This is a genomic window from Marinomonas sp. GJ51-14 (genome assembly GCF_055808695.1).
In genome coordinates this window covers 3,428,357-3,448,134 of sequence record NZ_CM147879.1, presented here as the reverse complement: position 1 = coordinate 3,448,134, position 19,778 = coordinate 3,428,357, and the positions used below count along the sequence as shown (strand labels likewise).

General features: G+C 40.4%; 17 protein-coding genes and 2 tRNA genes. 10 read left to right on the top strand and 9 right to left on the bottom strand.

What is annotated here, in order from left to right:
- Positions 1 to 4 precede the first annotated feature (4 nt).
- Together AC0L3Y_RS16700 and AC0L3Y_RS16695 are read right to left on the bottom strand one after the other, a co-directional pair.
- Positions 5 to 556, bottom strand: coding sequence for a hypoxanthine-guanine phosphoribosyltransferase (locus AC0L3Y_RS16700; protein WP_473466649.1), 552 nt, complete (start codon positions 554 to 556; stop codon positions 5 to 7).
- A gap of 54 nt (positions 557 to 610) precedes the next feature.
- Entirely contained in the window at positions 611 to 1,435 is an 825-nt protein-coding gene (locus tag AC0L3Y_RS16695; RefSeq protein ID WP_473466646.1) for a YihY family inner membrane protein, read from the bottom strand.
- 328 nt (positions 1,436 to 1,763) lie between these two features.
- On the opposite strand from AC0L3Y_RS16695, the gene AC0L3Y_RS16690 reads away from it, so the two are divergent.
- The 8 genes from AC0L3Y_RS16690 to AC0L3Y_RS16655 all read left to right on the top strand — a co-directional run bounded on the left by AC0L3Y_RS16690 (position 1,764) and on the right by AC0L3Y_RS16655 (position 10,296).
- Positions 1,764 to 1,840 (top strand) — tRNA-Arg (locus AC0L3Y_RS16690).
- Between the two features lie 119 nt (positions 1,841 to 1,959).
- Positions 1,960 to 3,285, top strand: a complete 1,326-nt coding sequence (tig, locus tag AC0L3Y_RS16685; protein WP_473466643.1) for a trigger factor — start codon at positions 1,960 to 1,962, stop codon at positions 3,283 to 3,285.
- A gap of 86 nt (positions 3,286 to 3,371) precedes the next feature.
- A complete protein-coding gene (clpP, locus tag AC0L3Y_RS16680) occupies positions 3,372 to 4,004 on the top strand; it encodes an ATP-dependent Clp endopeptidase proteolytic subunit ClpP (protein WP_473466639.1) in 633 nt (210 codons plus the stop codon).
- A 16-nt stretch (positions 4,005 to 4,020) separates the two neighbouring features.
- Positions 4,021 to 5,301: an ATP-dependent protease ATP-binding subunit ClpX gene (clpX, locus tag AC0L3Y_RS16675; RefSeq protein WP_473466637.1), complete on the top strand. Its 1,281-nt coding sequence runs from the start codon at positions 4,021 to 4,023 to the stop codon at positions 5,299 to 5,301.
- Between the two features lie 215 nt (positions 5,302 to 5,516).
- Positions 5,517 to 7,910, top strand: coding sequence for an endopeptidase La (lon, locus tag AC0L3Y_RS16670; RefSeq protein WP_473466636.1), 2,394 nt, complete (start codon positions 5,517 to 5,519; stop codon positions 7,908 to 7,910).
- Positions 7,911 to 8,036: 126 nt separating this feature from the next.
- On the top strand, positions 8,037 to 8,309 hold the full coding sequence (locus AC0L3Y_RS16665; protein WP_036163501.1) for an HU family DNA-binding protein: 273 nt from the start codon (positions 8,037 to 8,039) through the stop codon (positions 8,307 to 8,309).
- Between the two features lie 7 nt (positions 8,310 to 8,316).
- Positions 8,317 to 8,393: transfer RNA gene (locus tag AC0L3Y_RS16660), tRNA-Asp, on the top strand.
- Positions 8,394 to 8,469: 76 nt separating this feature from the next.
- Positions 8,470 to 10,296, top strand: a complete 1,827-nt coding sequence (locus AC0L3Y_RS16655) for a SurA N-terminal domain-containing protein (RefSeq protein WP_473466634.1) — start codon at positions 8,470 to 8,472, stop codon at positions 10,294 to 10,296.
- A gap of 80 nt (positions 10,297 to 10,376) precedes the next feature.
- Here AC0L3Y_RS16655 and AC0L3Y_RS16650 read toward each other — a convergent pair whose 3' ends face one another.
- The 7 genes from AC0L3Y_RS16650 to AC0L3Y_RS16620 all read right to left on the bottom strand — a co-directional run bounded on the left by AC0L3Y_RS16650 (position 10,377) and on the right by AC0L3Y_RS16620 (position 18,274).
- Complete coding sequence (locus AC0L3Y_RS16650) at positions 10,377 to 11,300, bottom strand: Dyp-type peroxidase (protein ID WP_473466632.1); 924 nt, start codon at positions 11,298 to 11,300, stop codon at positions 10,377 to 10,379.
- Positions 11,301 to 11,322: 22 nt separating this feature from the next.
- Positions 11,323 to 13,149 carry a BatD family protein gene (locus AC0L3Y_RS16645; protein WP_473466630.1) on the bottom strand — a complete coding sequence of 609 codons (1,827 nt, stop codon included), beginning with the start codon at positions 13,147 to 13,149 and terminating at the stop codon, positions 11,323 to 11,325.
- A 118-nt stretch (positions 13,150 to 13,267) separates the two neighbouring features.
- Positions 13,268 to 14,842, bottom strand: a complete 1,575-nt coding sequence (locus AC0L3Y_RS16640; RefSeq protein WP_473466626.1) for a VWA domain-containing protein — start codon at positions 14,840 to 14,842, stop codon at positions 13,268 to 13,270.
- A gap of 34 nt (positions 14,843 to 14,876) precedes the next feature.
- Positions 14,877 to 15,875: a VWA domain-containing protein gene (locus AC0L3Y_RS16635; protein WP_473466623.1), complete on the bottom strand. Its 999-nt coding sequence runs from the start codon at positions 15,873 to 15,875 to the stop codon at positions 14,877 to 14,879.
- Positions 15,868 to 16,365, bottom strand: a complete 498-nt coding sequence (locus AC0L3Y_RS16630) for a DUF4381 family protein (protein WP_473466620.1) — start codon at positions 16,363 to 16,365, stop codon at positions 15,868 to 15,870. The genes AC0L3Y_RS16635 and AC0L3Y_RS16630 overlap by 8 nt, the downstream gene beginning before the upstream one ends.
- Positions 16,365 to 17,276 (bottom strand): DUF58 domain-containing protein, encoded by a 912-nt coding sequence (locus tag AC0L3Y_RS16625; protein WP_473466616.1) that lies wholly within the window; start codon positions 17,274 to 17,276, stop codon positions 16,365 to 16,367. Before AC0L3Y_RS16625 ends, AC0L3Y_RS16630 begins: the two co-directional genes overlap by 1 nt.
- A gap of 29 nt (positions 17,277 to 17,305) precedes the next feature.
- Positions 17,306 to 18,274 (bottom strand): AAA family ATPase, encoded by a 969-nt coding sequence (locus tag AC0L3Y_RS16620; protein ID WP_473466612.1) that lies wholly within the window; start codon positions 18,272 to 18,274, stop codon positions 17,306 to 17,308.
- A 129-nt stretch (positions 18,275 to 18,403) separates the two neighbouring features.
- Here AC0L3Y_RS16620 and AC0L3Y_RS16615 point away from each other — a divergent pair, with 129 nt between their 5' ends.
- Together AC0L3Y_RS16615 and AC0L3Y_RS16610 are read left to right on the top strand one after the other, a co-directional pair.
- Positions 18,404 to 18,625, top strand: a complete 222-nt coding sequence (locus tag AC0L3Y_RS16615) for a DUF2835 family protein (protein WP_473466610.1) — start codon at positions 18,404 to 18,406, stop codon at positions 18,623 to 18,625.
- 66 nt (positions 18,626 to 18,691) lie between these two features.
- Positions 18,692 to 19,732 carry a quinone-dependent dihydroorotate dehydrogenase gene (locus tag AC0L3Y_RS16610; RefSeq protein ID WP_473466607.1) on the top strand — a complete coding sequence of 347 codons (1,041 nt, stop codon included), beginning with the start codon at positions 18,692 to 18,694 and terminating at the stop codon, positions 19,730 to 19,732.
- Positions 19,733 to 19,778 lie beyond the last annotated feature (46 nt).

Sequence of the window (19,778 nt, the reverse complement as noted above, 5' to 3'; positions counted from 1 at the left end):
TAGATTAGCTGCCTTTGATGGCGTAGATGCCTTTTAGGTTGCGGAAATAGCCTTTGTAATCCATGCCGTATCCAAATAAGAATCGATCAGCTACATCCGTACCTATGTAATCTGGAACCATATTGGTTTTACGATCATGCAATTTGTTAATTATAGTTGCTGTATAAACACTACTTGTGCCTTGCTCTTCTAGCCATTTTTGAATGGCTTCAAGGGTGTGACCTTGGTCAAAAATATCGTCAACAACTAGAATATGTCTGTTTTTGAGGCTTGTTTGAGGATAGCTGAGCCAATTTAGAGAAGCGCCTTCAGTGTCCATGCCATAACGAGTGGCATGAATATAATCTAACTCTAGAGGGAAGTTTAGGCGTTCAATAAGTGCGGCTGTAGGAATTAGGCCTCCATTCATAACGCAAAGAACAAGAGGGAGTTTATCACTAAGGTCTGCGGTAATCTGATTTGCCATCTTATTTAGGGCTTCATTGATTTTTGCTTCATCAACCAAGCAATCTGCTTCATCTAAAATTTTGTTTAGTTCGTTGATTGTGTTTGTCATGGTTTGCCCTGTTAAAGAAAATTGGCGAGATTTTACATTAATCTTGACCGGATGCTAAGTTTTTATGTTATGTAATGTAGCGCAAAGGCAAATGGAAGCGAGAACAATCAGCCAAGATGTTTGTAACCAGACAAGGAAAATAGGTATCGCTGCAAAGGCACCATAGACAATTTGATAGCTGGTAAAAAATTGAGCGAATGAGCTAAATATTGTGTTCAGGGCATAAAGACCGATGCTGCCGGCAACTGAAGAAATAGCTGCCCATTTTAATGAAACGTCTGCATTAGGTGTTAGAAAATTTAAGGTGAGTAGCATTAAAAAATAAAGGGTGATGGTTCCCAATTCTAATAGGCTATTGAGCCAGAAATTATTGTTTGTATCTTGTATCTGCATGGATATCAGGGTTCCATACAGGCTTAATGAGGTTGCGAAAAGAATGGGGCCGAGGGTAAGAATGGTCCAGTAAGTTAAAAGCCGTTCTCTGATCTTCCGCCTTACTTGAATTTCCCATATAGATTGAACACTGTTTTCAAAGCTATTAAGCAACAACAGAGCGGTCAGGAAAAGTGCTATTAAGCCTGCAATGGGTAAGTTTTTGGTTTGTGCAGAAAACTTAACTAAATATGGCAGAACGACGTCACTAGAGCCTGGGGCAAGGTGTTGTTCAATCAGCTGGAGTAGTTGAGCTTGCATTGCCTCTAAAGTAGGGGTGAAACTTAAGATGCCAAGTATGATTGTGATAATGGGTACTGCTGCCAATAAGCTTGATAAAGTTAGCTGTGCAGCTTTTTGTGAGAGATTGCTGTGTTTAAATCGAGTGATGGTTAAGTTTCCATACCGTTTAAAGGTGAGATACAGGTAAATTAGGCGTTCAGGCATGTTTTCATCACGTTATTAAATAAAGTTCTACGATATCACAGGTTAAATTAGAATATAAAAACTTCTTTAGTCATATCAATTGCACAAATACAGTGCAAGGTGTATTTTTGTGGTGCGCTCTGCTTGCAGTAATCTACCTTGGCTTGTATTATTCGTCTTGTTCCTTTTGTGATATTTGTGCTGAAGAGGTAGTGGAATTTAGCTATTCTCGGTTCCTTAGTTGCAAATAGTCATTTTAGCCCAGTTTACTGGGCTTTTTTATGTCTATTGGTTGACGATTGCTATTCCATCCCTATAATAGCCCACCAAATGAAATGTAATGACATTAGTTCCGTTAGCTCAGTTGGATAGAGCAACCGCCTTCTAAGCGGTAGGTCACTGGTTCGAATCCAGTACGGAGCACCATTTCAGTCCATTACTTTAATTATATTTTTTATTTAGGTTTTGTTGGCTGTAATTGAATAAATGTCTTGTTAATGACGAGATTGCCAACAAATTAAAGCAAGTTCCCGAGAGGAAGTTTTATGCAAGTTTCTGTAGAGACAACGTCTCCAATCGAGCGCGTTCTAACCATTAGTGTTCCAGCTGCTCGTGTTGACGAAAAAGTAAGTTCTGAAGTAGCGAAAACGGCGAAAACAATCCGTATCGATGGTTTTCGTAAAGGTAAAGTGCCAGTTAGTGTTGTTAAAAAGCGCTATGGCCAAGGTATTCGTATGGATGCTGTTGAGCAAATCATGCGTGATGCTTATGTTGAAGCGATTCAAAAAGAATCAATTCAACCAGCTGGTATGCCTTCAATTGAACCTAAGAACTTTGCCGAAGGCGCTGATCTTGAGTTCGTTGTTAAAGTTGAAGTTTACCCAGAAGTTACTTTAGCAGATAACTCAGCAATTAAAGTTGAGCGTGTTGTCTCTGATGTAACAGATGCTGACCTTGATGTTATGCTAGAAACTTTGCGTAAGCAAAATGCAGAATGGACTGCTGTTGAGCGCGCATCTGCTGATGGCGACCAAGTAACAATCGATTTTGTTGGCTATTTAGGTGATGAAGCGTTTGAAGGTGGTGCTGCACAAGGTCATAAATTGGTTCTAGGCTCTAATACTATGATCCCTGGTTTCGAATCAGGTATTTTAGGTGCTAAAGCAGGTGAAGAGCTTACAATCTCTGTGACTTTCCCTGATGATTATCAAGCTGAAAATCTAAAAGGACAAGAAGCTAGCTTCAAGATCACAGTATCTGAAGTAGCAGAACAAGTGCTTCCAGAATTAGATGATGCGTTTGTTGAAAAATTTGGTTTAGAAGACGCTAGTATTGCAGGCTTGCGCGCAGAAGTGCGTAAAAATATGGAGCGTGAACTTAATCAAGCAGTTAAAGCTAAATTGAAAAACGCTTTGTTTGACGGGCTACTATCTATTAACGAAGTAGAAGTTCCTTCTGCATTGGTAGATCAAGAAGTTGACGCTTTACGTAAGCAAGCTGCTAGTCAGTTTGGTGGTGAAGGTTTTGATGCTTCTCAGTTGCCTGCAGAATTATTCCAAGACGAAGCGAAAAAACGCGCTAAACTTGGTCTGTTGATTTCTGAAGTGATCAAGAAAGAAGAATTAAAAGTCGATGATGATCGTGTTCGTGCTTTCTTAGAAGATATGGCTCAAGCTTATCAAGAACCACAACAAGTTATCGACTTCTACTTGAAGAACAAAGAGCAACTATCTCAAGTTCAATCTGCTGTACTTGAAGAGCAAGTTGTTGATAAACTGTTAGAATCTGCCCAGGTTACTGAAGTGACTTTGGGATATGAAGACGCTATCAAGCCAAATGCCCAAGCTGAAGAGGCTGGGGAAGAAGCATAAGACTCGTCTTATCTTTTTAAATAAGGTCGACATAGCATATGCTATGTCGGCTTTTTTGTTTTAAGGCTTTTTTTAAGGAACACAGTATGAACTTAACGAACCCAACTACCGGCCCTGTTGCGATTACGAGCAATGGCCTTGTTCCAATGGTTATTGAGCAAACAGCTCGCGGAGAAAGGTCGTTCGATATTTATTCTCGCTTATTGAAAGAGCGAGTGATTTTCTTGGTTGGTCAGGTTGAAGACCACATGGCCAATTTGGTCGTGGCTCAGTTGCTATTTTTAGAATCAGAAAATCCAGATAAAGATATTCATTTATACATCAACTCTCCTGGTGGCTCAGTCACAGCGGGTATGTCTATTTATGATACTATGCAATTCATTAAGCCAGATGTTAGTACTATGTGTATTGGCCAAGCGGCAAGTATGGGGGCTTTATTATTGACGGCTGGTGCAACTGGGAAGCGTTATTGCTTACCAAACTCACGCGTTATGATTCACCAACCACTAGGTGGTTATCAGGGCCAGGCTTCTGATATTGAAATTCATACACGTGAAATTCTAAGTATTAAACATAAACTAAATGAAATTATTTCTTTTCATACAGGCAAGCCTATTGAGCAAGTTGCCATTGATACGGATCGTGATAACTTCATGAATCCTGAAACGGCAAAAGAATATGGTTTAATTGACGAAATTCTGTTGAAACGAGAAGTTTAATAAAAGGGTGGAATAAATGTCGGATGATAATTTTAGCCGTGGCGACCACTCTGATCGGTTATTGTACTGTTCTTTTTGTGGAAAGAGTCAGGACGAAGTAAAAAAGCTTATTGCAGGACCTTCGGTTTATATCTGTAATGAGTGTGTAGATTTATGCAATAACATTATTATTCAAGAGTTGTCGCAAATTGATGCCGATGGTGAAGTTGATGATGAGTTGCCTACGCCATCAAAATTAAGTGCAGCACTTGATGATTATGTTATTGGTCAAGATAAAGCGAAACGTGTTTTGGCTGTTGCGGTTTATAATCATTACAAGCGACTTCGTCATCAAGGTAAAACGGATACGAGTATCGAGCTTGGCAAAAGTAATATTTTGCTAATTGGTCCAACAGGTAGTGGTAAAACATTACTTGCTCAGACACTTGCTCGTGTTTTAGATGTGCCTTTTACTATTGCAGATGCAACAACCTTAACAGAGGCTGGTTATGTTGGTGAAGATGTTGAAAACATCATTCAGAAACTACTGCAAAGCTGTGATTACGATGTTGAAAAAGCACAACGTGGTATAGTTTATATTGATGAAATAGATAAGATTTCTAGAAAGTCTGATAATCCATCTATTACTCGTGATGTATCTGGCGAAGGTGTTCAGCAAGCACTGCTTAAATTGATTGAAGGTACAGTGGCTTCTGTTCCTCCTCAAGGTGGTCGTAAGCATCCTCAGCAAGAATTCTTGCAAGTTGATACATCCAATATATTATTTATCTGTGGTGGTGCGTTTGCAGGTTTAGAGCGCGTTATTAGTGAAAGGACAGAGAAGAGTAGTATTGGCTTTTCAGCTAAAGTAAAAAGCAAGGATGAAGGTAAGTCCTTCTCTGAAGCGGTGCACCGTGTAGAAACGGAAGATTTGGTCAAATTTGGTCTGATTCCAGAGTTTGTAGGTCGTTTACCGGTAGTGGCAACGCTTTCAGAGCTTGATGAAGAAGCCTTGATGACGATCTTAAGCCAACCTAAGAATGCATTGGTTAAACAGTATCAACATCTGTTTGAGCTTGAAGGTGTAGAGCTAGAATTTACACCTGAATCATTACGTGAAGCAGCAAAGTTAGCATTAGAACGCAAAACTGGTGCTCGTGGGTTGCGTAGTATTTTAGAATCCGCATTGTTGGATTCTATGTATGAGCTACCTACCCGTAACGACGTTTCTAAAGTTGTCATGGATGGCGCCTCTATTCGTGGAGAGTCTGCACCTTTGATGGTATTAGAGAAAGAAGAAATAGCGAAAAATGCTTAATTCTTAATATTGTTGATGTGATATATAAAGCCGAATTTAAGTTTGATGACTTTTATTCGGCTTTTTTTGTTGGATTTTATGTGTTTAGTTTTCTGTAGACTAAAATACAAATGTGACTTGCGCTTGTAATTTTGTGCTTCGCCCTTATCTCTTTCCTATTGAATGTTGAAATTTAAAGTGCGCTTTTTTTGATGGCGCCCAGATTGGAAAAAAATATGTCAGATTCTTTGCTCCTTCCAATGCTGCCACTTCGAGATGTGGTTGTATATCCTCATATGGTGCTGCCGTTATTTGTTGGTCGTGCTAAATCTATTGCTGCATTAGAGTCTGCAATGGAAAATGATAAATATGTGTTTCTTGTTGCCCAACAAGATGCGTCTAAAGATGATCCAGTTTTAGAGGATCTTTATTCTATTGGAACAACAGCAAAGGTCATGCAATTGTTGCGTCTACCTGATGGCACAGTGAAAGTTTTGGTTGAAGGTGGGAAGCGTGCCCGACTAAATCGTATGGAAGATGCAGAAGGTTTTGTTTATGGCGAAGTTGTTGAGTTAAACCTTCAAGACGAAGATCAAACTGAGCATGGTGTTATTCGTAATGCTTTGCTTAAGCAATTAGATGAATATGTTGCTGGTAGTAAACGTATTCCTGCGGAAGTGGTGGCGTCTCTAAAATCAATTGATGACTTGTCTAAGTTGATTGATAACATCACTGGTCACATGAGCTTGAAGTTAGAAGATAAGCAAAAAGTGTTAGAGGTTGATTCATTAACGGGTCGAGGAGAATACTTGATCGGTTTGATGGATGGTGAACTAGATATTGCCCACCTTGAAAAAAGCATTCGTAGCCGTGTTAAAAAGCAAATGGAAAAAAGTCAACGTGAGTACTATTTGAATGAGCAAATGAAAGCCATTCAGAAAGAGCTGGGTGACATGGAAGATGGTGGTAATGAGCTGGATTTACTTCAGGAGAAAATTGCTGAAGCTGGTATGTCGGAAGAGGCAAAAGAGAAAGCCGATGCAGAGCTGAAAAAATTGCGGATGATGTCGCCTATGTCTGCAGAAGCAACAGTGGTTCGTGGTTATATAGACTGGTTGATTTGTCTACCTTGGAAAAAGCGCAGTAAAGTTCGTAATGATTTAGCTTATGCAGAGAAAATCTTAAACCAAGATCATTATGGTTTACAGGATGTAAAAGAACGAATTTTAGAGTTTCTTGCTGTACAGCAGCGTGTGAAAAAAGTAAAGGGTCCTGTTCTGTGTTTGGTTGGGCCTCCTGGTGTTGGTAAAACCTCCCTAGGTCAATCGATTGCAAAAGCAGTGAATCGTCAATATGTACGTATGGCCCTTGGTGGTGTGCGTGATGAGGCTGAGATTCGAGGTCACCGTCGTACTTATATAGGATCTATGCCAGGTAAATTGCTACAGAAGTTAGCAAAAGTAAAAGTTAAGAATCCGCTGTTTTTATTAGATGAAATCGACAAGATGGGAATGGATCAGCGTGGTGATCCTGCTTCAGCTTTATTAGAGGTTCTTGATCCTGAGCAAAACCATACCTTTAATGACCATTATCTTGAAGTGGATTATGATTTATCGGATGTGATGTTTATATGTACTTCAAACAGTATGAATATTCCAGGTCCATTGCTTGATCGTATGGAAGTTATTCGAATTCCTGGTTACACAGAAGACGAAAAACTGAATATTGCTAAACGTTATTTATTGCCTAAGCAAATCAAATTGGCAGGTCTAAAAGAACTTGAGATTCAGGTTTCTGATGACGCGCTTATGGACGTTATTCGCTACTATACAAAAGAAGCTGGTGTTCGTGGCTTAGAGCGAGAATTGAGCAAAATTTGTCGCCGAGTTGTTAAAAAGCAAGCGCTGAGTAAAGGTAAAACAGCAAAAGCGGTTGAAGTTACCGGTGCTAATTTGGAAGATTTTTCTGGTGTTCATAAATTTAGTTATGGAAAAGCAGAAGAAAAAAATCAGATTGGTCAGGTAACGGGCTTAGCTTGGACGTCTGTTGGTGGTGAATTATTGACCATTGAAGCGGCTGGAGTGGTCGGTAAAGGACGTCATGTGAAGACTGGTTCTCTTGGTGATGTGATGCAAGAATCCATTCAAGCCGCCCTTACTGTTGTAAGAAGTCGGGCAATTGGACTTGGAATTGATGAAGATTTTCATGAAAAAACCGACCTTCATTTACATGTGCCTGAAGGGGCGACACCAAAAGATGGACCAAGTGCTGGTGTGGCAATGTGTGTTGCTATTGTTTCCGTCCTCACTAAGATCCCTGTTAAGGCCTCTGTGGCTATGACAGGCGAGATTACACTGCGTGGTGAGGTGCTACCTATAGGTGGTTTGAAAGAGAAGCTTCTGGCGGCTCACAGGGGCGGGATAAAAACTGTTATAATTCCGCAAGAAAATGCTCGTGATTTGAAAGAGATTCCTGATAATATCAAGGCAGACATTGAAGTCGTTCCTGTAAAATGGATTGATGAAGTACTTGATATCGCTTTAGAGTATATTCCTTCACCAAAAAAGGTAGAAACCTTACCTTCAAGTGAAAAAACTGTTGATGAACAAGAAACTGTAAGTCATCATTAAAGGCATATCCTGTGTTGACAGGGAGTAGGTTGGGCTTGTATAACTTCTTGCTCGGCCTTGTCGGTAGGTATTTTTTACTGAGCCGAAAAATTTTAAGGAACCACGAATTTACTGAAGGGGTACAACGTGAACAAATCTGAATTAATTGATGCTATCGCAGCGTCTGCTGATCTATCTAAAGCTTCTGCAAGTAATGCTCTTGACGCTACTTTAAAAACAATTGAAGCTGCGTTGGCAAAAGGTGACCAGGTTACACTAGTTGGTTTTGGTACTTTTGCAGTTAAAGAACGTGCGGCACGTACAGGTCGTAATCCTCAAACTGGTGAGGAAATCCAAATTAAAGCAGCGAAAGTTCCTGGTTTCAAAGCCGGCAAAGGTCTAAAAGACGCTGTAAACTAATGTTTTTGGAGCAGTAGTTCAGTTGGTTAGAATACCTGCCTGTCACGCAGGGGGTCGCGGGTTCGAGTCCCGTCTGTTCCGCCATTAGACACAAAAGGTGTATTCCAAGCGGAATGCACCTTTTTTATTGGTCATTAAATTCATTCATTCGGAGGCAGTAATGCTCCAAGATATAAGAGATAAGTCACAAGGCATTGTGGTAAAGATCATAGTTGGTTTTATCGTTGTGACTTTTGCTCTATTTGGCGTAGATGCTTTAGTTAACAGCTTTACTTCATCAGATACAGTTGCAGAAGTTGATGGCGTAGAAATTACGCGAACTCAGGTTTTGCAAGGTGCTGAAACACAGCGTCGTCAGTTGATTTCATTAATGGGGGGACAAATTAATCCGGCCTTATTGGAAGATAACTTATTGCAACGCCGAGCTTTAGATGAATTGATTCAGCGCGCAGTTTTAGCAAATCAAGCTAAAGAGTTGGGTCTAGGTGTTTCTGATGCTCAAGTTGATGCTTATTTATTGCAAGCAGAGCAATTTCAAACTAATGGTCAGTTTGATCAAAATAAATACCTTAACTTTATACGTTCTCTAAGCTTTACTCCGCTTGCCTTTAAAGAACGTATTAAACAAGATGTTTTAATTCAGCAACCTCGTAATGCCATTGCCGGATCTGAATTTGTATTGCCATATCAGGTAAATAATGTTTCCAAATTACAGTCACAAGAGCGATCTTATGACTATGTTTCTTTTTCTTTGGCAGATGAGTCTGAAAACACAAGTGTGTCCGATGATGAATTAAAAGCTTATTACGAAGCTAATAAAGAAAGTTTTAAAACACCTGAGCAAGTAAAATTAAATTACGTGGTTATCTCTAGTTCTGATTTTTATGATGATGTCAGTGTTACTGATGCAGAACTACAAGATGCTTATACTGCTTCTGTCTCTGCTTTGGGACAAGAAGAAAGATCAGCTTCTCATATTCAGATAGATACATCAGATAGAAGTGATGAAGATGCGCAGAAAATTATTGAAGAAATTCAAGTTAAATTGGAGTCGGGTGAAAGCTTCTCAGATTTAGCAGCAGAATACTCTGATGATATCGGCTCAAAAAATGATGGTGGTAATTTAGGTTATCTCGTTAAAGGTACGATTGACGAAGACTTTGATGACACCTTGTTTTCAATGAAAGTTGGTGATGTGAAATCGGTTAAGAGTCAATTTGGCTATCATCTAATTAAGCTAAATGAGATTGTAAAATCGGATGCGCCAAGTTTTGCGTCTAAAGAGGCTGAGTTAAGGGAGCAGTTACTTGAGGTAAAAGCAAGAGATGCCTTGTTAACAGCTCACGAAGACATTACAGACTTAGCTTATGCAAGTGATACATTAGATGCGATTGCTAAAGAATATAGCGTAGACGTGCTTCAGAGTGATTATTTTGGCCGTGATGGTGGTTCAGATGACATTACTAGTAATGCCGTTGTGATTGCTGCTGCTTTTGATGTTTCTGTTTTGGAAGATAATCAAAATAGTAATTTAATTGAATTAAGTGATGATCAGGTTGTGGTTGTTCATTTAAATGATCATAAGCCAGAGTCTTTCCAATCATATGATGAAACGAAAGAGCAGGTCACATCGATTGTTGTGCAGAATAAAGCGTTAGAATCACTTAAGTCTAAAGCGGAAGCGGCAAAAGACTCTCAAAGCACTGTTTGGTCTTCTGTAGAGAATGCTAAGCGTGGCCAAGATGAATTAACTTCTTTAGCCTTCTCATTGGCACACCCTCAAGATGATTCGCCAGTGATTGCCGTTAAAGGGCTTTCCAATGGGGATCTAGCTTTGATTCGATTGAATGAAGTGAATGCCGGTCAGGAAGAAGTTTCTACTGATCAGCAGCTTGCTTATGAGCAATACTTGAATCAAATTCAAGCAACGTTGAGTACAGAAGGGCAGCAAAATTTTTTAACAGGTAAGGCGAATATTAAGCGATAAGCTAGTATTCGTTTTATGAAAAAGCCACTCATTGAGTGGCTTTTTTTTGTTTTAGAACGAACTAAAGAAAAGAGTTTGGTCTACTTATTTGATAGGGTTGTTAGCCATTCAATAGAAGGAACAAAAAACGCCTGTCCTGTTTTCGCACTTGTGTATTTCATAAGGTGATCTGTATTGCCATTTTCATCACCTTTTACCATGCTCTCTAGCATAAGATTGAAAATCGTAGGTGTTTTACTGTAACTCGCAAACATTAAACCTTTCTCTGTTAAAGAGGCGTAAGGAATACTTTGGCGAAGGATTTCCATAGAGCGTCCATCTTCGTCTTTTAGCGATGTTCGTTTTGTATGTGCGTGGACTGATTTATCTGCTGATGCATATTCTTGGTTGTCTTTTTTTGTGCGCCCGTAGGTATCTTCTTGAGTTTTTAGGTCTTGTTTTTCCCACTTATCTAGGTCGTGGACAAAGCGCATGAGGTTGAAATAGGAACCGTTTTTAAAGTTGGGATCTTCATCTCCAACAAGAGCAACATTTTTTCGGTTTTCACCTTCTGGATTTTCTGTTCCATCAACAAACCCAGTTAAATCACGGTTATCTAGGTATTTAAAGCAGCTCACTTCTTCGACAAGGCTGACACTGTCTTTGAATGCAGTGTAGAGAGTGTTACCTAACTGGTAAGTTACATCGCGACGAGAAGAGCGAATGTGCAAAACAAGGTCTACATCTGTTGGCTTTATTTCTATTTCTTTCCCTTTAATATGAGGAAAAGGGGCAAGGTGAAGTGGGCGTTTAACATCAAGCATTTCCCATGCTTGATGGCTCACTCCTACTGCTGCATGTAGGTTTGCATCAGGGAATTGGTTCTGAATATCAGAAATTAGCTTTGGAGTCGCTGCTAAAGTGCTTTTTACTTCATTAATCTTCGATGGATTAATGTTAAGCGTGATAAAAAGGGCGTCACTTGATGCTTCTGCGATAATGCCCGACTGAAATGATGTCATCATGAGGGTCCTTTTACTTAATAATTTAAAAATTTGGATAGAGTGTCTTTAACTGACTTTCTTGTGACGGTTTCTCTTGGCCACTGGTATATTCTTCTAATGCCTCAGCAAGAGGTTTACCTTGCCACTCATGAATAGGGTTATTCGAGTACAGCATAAGTTCAGCTTCCATTAATAGCTGCGTAACTTGAACGGAAGTGAGTCGTTTGATGTCATCTACACTGTGGATTTCGTTATCACCCCAGCGATGGCGAGCCCATTCTAAGAGGCAAGGTCTTAGTGTTGTAAGGTTGTTTTGGTGGCAAGAATCTAGCAAGGCAGTATAAGCACTTTGCTCATCTTGAGTGCTAAGTGGTGCGAATTCTTGCAAGGTTGGAACACTAGGTTCAATTTTAGGTGATGATTTCTTTTTCTTGAGCCACATAACTAGCCATAGACCTAGCATACATAAGGTGATGAATAGTAACCCAGCAATAAAATAATGGCGTAATGACGGACCTTCCTCTGAGTTATTTATGGCTATTTTAATGTCATTAGGCTCAGTTTTCTCGACAGGCTTTTTAGCTAAAGAAATGGGGGCAACAGAACGTGGTTGCGCAGGAAGGGGGTCACTAATTGTATTTTTAGTGGGGGCTGCATCCCCCGTTCCTTTATTTACCATGTCAGAAGTATTTGGAAGTGGATCAATAGTAATATCCGCTGTTGAAGCGCTGGCGTTACTTATTGACCTTGTTTCTGTATCCCAATAAGCAATGTTGATATCTGGAAGCGATAAGGTTCCTTCTTCTGTTGGAACTACTTCAACGCTAATGGTTTGATGCCCAGTAACACCCTTAGCTGTTTTTTCATTACTAAACTGAGGTGGTTTTGGATAAAGCTTGTAGTTGCGTGTGCTGTTAAAATCTAAAGTAGGAATTTGCTCAGGAAGCGCTCCTTTTGCCTTTATGTCGATTGTCCAAATCAGCGTGTCTCCAATTCTTGGCGCATCACTGGTCTTTTCTAGTTTAGTTGAGACTGTAACTTTAGAGCTTGGTAGCCAAACATCACTAGAATAGCTCGCGGGAATAGGGAGTACTTGTAGATTAAGAGGGTCACTTTGTACCTTAATCATTCTTCTGCCCGTGGAGGTGTTTATCATCGCTTGAACGGTTTGTGGTGGTACGGTAAGAATGCCACTGCGTTGTGGGAAAGCTAAATATTCACGGGTAATAACCTGATATTGTGTGCCATTGATGGTTTGGTAGTTAACTTGATCATCAATTAGTCTTTCAATGACTAGGTCTGGGTGAGATGGTGTGGAGCGGTTTGCATTTTGTAAAGCAACAGAAGTGTAGAGTTCTACACTCAAAATGACTTCTTGTTGTAAATAAGGTTCTATTTCTGAAACTTCTGTCTTCATTATGACAGGAGGGTTACCGTTACCGTCTAACAGTTGAGGTGAGCTTTTAACTGTTAATTTAATTGGTTGAGATTCGTAGTCGCCTATTTTGATAGGAGGAATCTCTACTGTTCCCACTGATTTCGGCATCAACGAAACTACCCAGAAATTCAAAGCGGTGCTTGTGCCTAAATTGAAACTGAACTGGCTGTTTTGGCTTTTGCCTAATACATCGAAATCACGCTGTAGTGGTGTTAAATCTGGACCATTCCCAGTGTCTGAAAAGTCAGCTCGTAATGTTAATTGGACAACTTCATTTTCGGTAGTGACATTTTTGTTAAGAGATGCTGTAACGCTTGCTGCATGGAGAAAGCCAGAGAGCGAGATAGAAAGCAACGTTGTCATCAGAAAAGAAAGTAAACCTACGTGCTGACTTTTCTGTATGAATGAATAGAAAAATTGCTTTATTACCATGGGTTTGGCCTATCCTCTTGGGTAAATCGACTTTCGTTACGTTTCTCTTGATGCAAGTACCAAAGTTTACGTTGGAGCAATAATCCAGGATCGTCTTGGATTTGTCTCAACCATTGGTTTAGCGCTTGAGTTTTTTCCTTATCGAGTTTTTCTTCGATAGGTTGTTCTGTTCCTCTTTTGTCTTTTGCATCGTCATTCTGCTTATTATCCTCAGGTGATTTATCTTTGTCTTCTTTTTCGTTCTTTTTATTGTCTTTTTTTGACTCTGAGGAATTTTCTGAGTCATTTTTATTATCAGCTTCTGATGGATTTTGCTGTTTGTCTTTATTTGGTTTTTGCTTGTTGTCTTGATTTTGATCCTGAGATTGTTGATTGTCTTTTTTTCTTCTTCTTGTTTCTTCAAATAGTCGAGATTTTCTTTGGCAACGACCAGTGATGGATCTTGTTCTAGGGCTTTTTCATAAGCTTCGATAGCCTTTTGTGTATCACCAGATAAGGCTAAAGCATTACCTAGGTTGTAGTTTTCAGAAGCATTTCTCTCTATTTTTTTAAGAGAATCTATAGTTTCTTGGTAGTTTTTCAAAGCATAAGAAGAGGCTGCTTTCCAATTTGGTTGAGTGAAAAATTCATCAGCGGCTAGCCAATCACCTCGGTCAACCGCTTGTTGTCCCTTTTGGTCAGGGGTTAAAAACCAATCTAAAGGAGAGGCCAGAGCTTTCTCCGAAGGGACGGAAAAAATACTAATTAGCAATATAAATAGCATGCCTTTTCTAAACTGAAACGCGAGCCAGAGTAGGAAGGGTAAAGCAAACCAATGGCCTTGTTCTTGCCAATGAAGGCTTTTGTTTTGAGATTTTTGAGTGTGTTGATTGTCTAAAGATGTATTGGTTATCAGGGCAAGTTCGCTTGGTGTTAAGCGACCTTGATAAAATTGACCATTTAATGACTTGGTAAATGCTTTTAAATCATTAATTGGTGTCGTTGCGATAACGTTTCTTCCATTTTGTCTCATGATCTGACCATCAGGAAGTGTGATAGGTGAGGCCGTAGAGGTTCCCACTGCAATGACATCGAGTTGTGTGTTAATTCCCTTTAGTAATGATGGGATCTGTTGTTTGTCTTGTTCACTTAGGTCGTCAGTTAAAATAATAAGGTGTAAAGGTGTTGTTGTATCTTGGGTGAGTGATAAGGCTGTTTCAACGCCACTACTTAAATTACTGCCATACATGGGCATAATGATAGGGTCGAGTGCTAACAAGAAGTGAGTAATGGTTTCTCTGTCTTGGCTAAATGGGCTAATGACAAAGCCTTCACCGGCAAAAGCAACCAAGGCTATATCACCTTCTTTTGTTTGCTCAAGGATATCTCGAACCGTTTGTTTTAGCTGTGTCTGACGATTAGGTTTAATATCCGTCGCATACATAGATAAAGATTGATCGACGACCAAAACGGTTTTCTGCGTACTTTCAAACATGTCCGTTGGAACTTTTGTCCAGCTAATACCAGCCAATCCAACCCAGCATAATAGAATGGCAGTGAACCCTAACCATTTATTTGTATTTGTTGATGTATTTTTGTATTCCAAATGTTTTAGCAGATTTGCGTCTACTGTGTGATTGAGCGTGGTTTTTTGTGACGCGTTAGTATCTAAAAAAAGATGATTAATAAGGTTACTGGAATGAAAAGTAGCCAATAAGGGCGTTCAAAATGAATGAGTTCAAACAACATCATGAAAGACTCCTTTTGCGCCAAATGATTTCTCTATTAGACAGCAAGGCCAAACCAAGAAAAGCGATAGCAGCAAATCCAAGCCAGTGAAAAAGGCTTGTTAAAGGTCGTTGCCAAATATCTTCTGCGGGGGTTGGTTCTAAAGCATCTAGTGTTTGATAGATGGCTCTTAGGTCTTCAGTACTCTTCGCACGAAAATATTCTCCACCGGTTTGTGCTGCAATGTTTTTAAGTAGGGTTTCGTCTAAATCACTGGACGGATTAATTACTTTTGCCCCAAAGAAACTCTGAACTAACATGCTGTCTGCACCAATACCTATGGTATGTATGCGTACGTTTTGTGAGGCGGCAAAAGTTGCAGCTTGTTCAGGTTGAACACGGCCTGCGGTATTGGCTCCGTCCGTCATGAGGATTAAGATTTTCTTATCTGATGGTTTATCTTCTAATCTTTTAATGCCTAAACCTATGGCATCACCAATTGCGGTTTGTTCTCCGGCAAAGCCTATTTGAGCTTCTTGGACAAGTTGATTAATAGTCTTGGTATCAAAGCTCAATGGTGCTTGTAAGTAGGCTTTGGAGCCAAAAACTATGATGCCAATACGATCACCTCGTCGTTCTTTAATAAAGTCAGATAACACCGATTTTGCTGCTTCGAGTCGGTTTGCTGGTTGATTATTAAGTGTCATGTCTGAAACTTGCATGCTGCCAGATAAATCCAAGGCAATTAATAAATCACGTCCTGATGGAATGACTCTTGTTGGTTCTCCCAACCAAGCAGGCTTTGTCATAGCCATAACTAGTAAAATCCATGACATCGTCAGACAGAAAAATCGTAATTGAAAGCGTCCTGATACCGCTTTGATATCCTGATGATGGATTAACTGCTCTGTGTTGGCCCACCAAATAGCATTTCCTTTTGGCTTGGCTTTTGGAAGAAAAAATACTGCCAAAGGTAGAGGGAGAAGAAATAGAAGCCAAGGCCAGGTTAATTCAAGCATGGTGTTTCCTTATCCAATAACTTGTCGTTTTAAACATAACCTTTCGTTGTTCAATCGTAAGCTCAACATTATGGCGATAAGGGCCATCAAAAAATGCGCTACCTATTGAGGAAAATTGATATTTTTTCGGCATGGTACTATCTATTTTCTCCAGCAGTAAGGTGCTGGGTAGGGCGGCCATTTCTGTTTTGTTTTCACTGATTAGGCAGCGTCTGATCATTTCATGGCACAGCAATATGCCAGCTTTATCTTGCAGAATGCCTTGCGTATTGTCCGTTGCAGCTTTTTTTATATTCGCTAAAGCTTCGCGACGATAGGCTCGTTTTTTATATCGACGATGAAAATAAATAAGAGTACCGAGTACAAATAGAACAACCACAGCCAATAGGAGCCATGTCCACCAAACGGGTGGCCACATCGGAACAGACTGGGGTAGTAAATAAGCTTCATTAGGCAAACTCATTGTTGCCTGTGCATGATCTGCAGGCATTAGCGTAAAGCTCCTTGAGAAAGTAAATAACGAGCAATTTTTTCAGGGGATTCTGTTAAGTCGAATAACTGGTGGCGAATACCAATGGTAGCCAATTTTTGGCGCATCAAGGTGTTTTGTTCGAAGAATGCTTCCTTCGCTTGCTGCATGGTTTTTTTACTGACATTGACACGTTGAATGCCTTTTTCGTCTGCTATTTGATATTGTCCAGCTGGTAAATTGTAAGCATTACTGTCAATGACCTGAATCCAGTGTACAGAATTATGTCTAGCAAGTTTTATTAGCTCACTTTCTTCATCATCACTCCAACTTTGTTTATCTGTCAGTATGATGACATCTTTATTATGTGCTTTGGCAGCCAATAATGAGTGAGCCCAAACACTGTTTTTCTTCATATCTTGTGTTCTATTTTCTAATAGTGACGCGCCTTGTAATTGATGAAGAAAGGTTGGAAACATGCTTTGTTTGTTGCTGGCGTATTCTTTTCCACCGTAACTTAAACGATAGGATAAAGTGTCGCCTTGTTGTTTTGAGCGCCATGCGATAATAGCTGCGATTTGAATCAAGCGAGTTGAGATAAAAGTGTGACGCGTTCCAAAATAAGCATGATTTGATAGATCAATTAACAATAATCTTTGATGGTCATTCTCTTGAGCATACAGACGAGTATGTGCCTGCCCCGTACGTGCAGTAACGCGCCAATCAATGTGTCTCAAATCATCGCTCGCTTGATAGGCGCGCAGCTCCAGCATTTCCATGCCGTGGCCTTTTTGGCGCGATCGACGTTCGCCTGAGTTTGTTGCAAAGCGAATGGCTTTAGGTGCTCGACCTAAATGTTTTGCATAATGGGCCAAGAGTGCAAAATGCGCTTCATCTAGCTCAGGTGATTCTGGCGATAATAATGGGCTCATGTTCCTACTCATTGTTCTTACTTTTGTCGCTAAAGTGCCGGAACGTGACTGATTAATCGCTTCAATAAATCATCCACAGACAACCCCGTCGCCTGAGCTTCAAAAGTCGTAATGATGCGATGACGCAAAACAGGTAAAGCAATCTGACGAACATCGTCGGGTGTGACAAAATCTCTACCATTTAATAGTGCATTGGCGCGGGCACAGCGATCTAATGCGAGGGTGCCTCGAGGGCTTGCGCCGAACTCAATCAGGTTTGCTCCTTTCCCTGCATCTCCAAAGTAAAGCTCAGGTTGCCTAGTTGCCATGACCAATTGCACTATGTATTGCTCGACACTTTCTGACATGTATAGAGACAAGGCTTTCTGTTGTAGTTCAAGAATGTCACTTGGCTTGCATAAGGGTTGTGGTGTGCTAGTAGCGGCTTTGTGTAGGTCTTGCTGTCTGACCAGTCTGAGTACTTCTAATTCACTAGTAGCGCTTGGATAGCCAAGATTTATTTTCAACATGAAACGATCAAGTTGTGCCTCAGGTAAAGGGTAAGTACCTTCTTGCTCAATTGGATTTTGAGTCGCGATGACAAAAAACAAAGGTGATAACGCATAACTATGGTTACCGACAGTGACTTGATTTTCACCCATGGCTTCTAATAAGGCGGATTGCACTTTTGCTGGCGCACGGTTTATTTCATCAGCCAGTACTATGTCGTTCATTATGGGGCCAGGAATAAAGCTGAATTCCCCCGTTTCTTGTTGATATATGTCGGAGCCCGTTACATCGCCAGGTAATAGGTCAGGAGTAAACTGAATTCGTTGGAAGCGGCTGTCTATCGCATTGGCGAGAGCTTTAGCGGCAGTCGTCTTGGCAATACCCGGTGGCCCTTCTAATAACACGTGGCCATTGGCGATTAAAGCGACAAGTAATTCGTGGGTTAAATCCGGTTGGCCAATAATGGCACGGTTTAGGTGGTCTTTTAGTTGTTCAATTACAGCTACCATCGAACCTAGATTCCTTATACTTCTGTCAAAAAAAGTGTCAACACAATATAATAACCTCCATCTTATCGGATTCAAATCTTTACGCACAGAGTAACGTCTGTAAGAGTAACGTAAGCATAGGAATAAAAAATGGCAAAAGTTGTATTGAGTGTGGCCTTGCCTGCATTTAAATATGAAGCTATGTATGCGGGTTCTGCAAGAAACTTAGTGGCAAGCAGCTTGGATGGTCGAAAGGTTCAACTACCTTTGGTCGCTTTTCAGCGTTTTGTAACACATCAGGGAATTAATGGTGTGTTTGAAGTAGAATTTGATGATATGAATAAATTGATTGGCGTTACTCAGCTTAGATAGTGCCGTTTAGAGAGCACTGCTTTGATAAAACGTCAGCCTGACTTAAACACCTAGGAGCCTTATTTTATGTACAACCTTGCTCGTTCATTACTTTTTAAATTGGACCCTGAAGTTTCTCATGAATTGTCATTAGATCTTCTTGCTGCAAGCAGTCGATTGGGCTTGAATAAATTGCTAGGTGGATTGCCATCAACTAAACCAGTGGATGTCATGGGGTTACGTTTTCCTAATGCGGTAGGGTTAGCGGCAGGTTTGGATAAAAATGCGGATGCTTTTGAAGCATTAGGGGCATTAGGGTTTGGTTTTGTTGAAGTTGGTACTGTGACGCCAAAAGGTCAAGCCGGGAATCCAAAGCCTCGTTTGTTCCGTTTGCCAGAGCATGAAGCTATCATCAATCGTATGGGGTTTAACAATAAGGGTGTTGATCATCTTGTCTCTCGTATTAAATCCCATCGTTACCCTGGTGTTTTAGGTGTGAATATAGGGAAAAATTTGACCACGTCGGTTGAAGATGCTGCTGCTGATTACTTAGCCTGCTTAACGGCTGTCATTCCTTATGCTGACTACATTACAGCGAACATTAGTTCACCGAATACTCCAGGGTTGCGTAGTTTGCAGTTTGGTGAAAGTTTGGCGCAATTAATAGCACCATTAGTTGAAGCTCGTAATCGCTATGAAGCGGAACAAGGTAAGCGTGTTCCTTTGGCAGTGAAAATTGCCCCAGATATGTCAGATGATGAAATTAAATTAGTGTCAGATACGCTGGTGGAGCAGGGTGTTGATGGTATCATTGCCACCAATACGACTTTGTCCCGAGATGCAGTTGTTGGTCATCAGTTTGAAGAGGAAGCTGGTGGGTTGAGTGGTGCGCCAGTACGTGATGCTTCAACTCATGTTGTTAAAGTGCTTGCAGAGCATTTGAAAGGCACCTTGCCAATTATTGGTGTGGGTGGTATTTCAAGTGGTTCAGATGCCGTTGAAAAACTTCAAGCCGGAGCAAGTTTGGTACAAATATACTCTGGTTTTATTTATCAAGGTCCAGAATTGATAAAAGAAGCCATTGCCAGTACAGATGCCTACTATCGAGAACGTGATTTAGGCATTTAAAAAATTGAATTGAAAACAGCTCGCCTGATTTTGCGGGTTGTGAAGA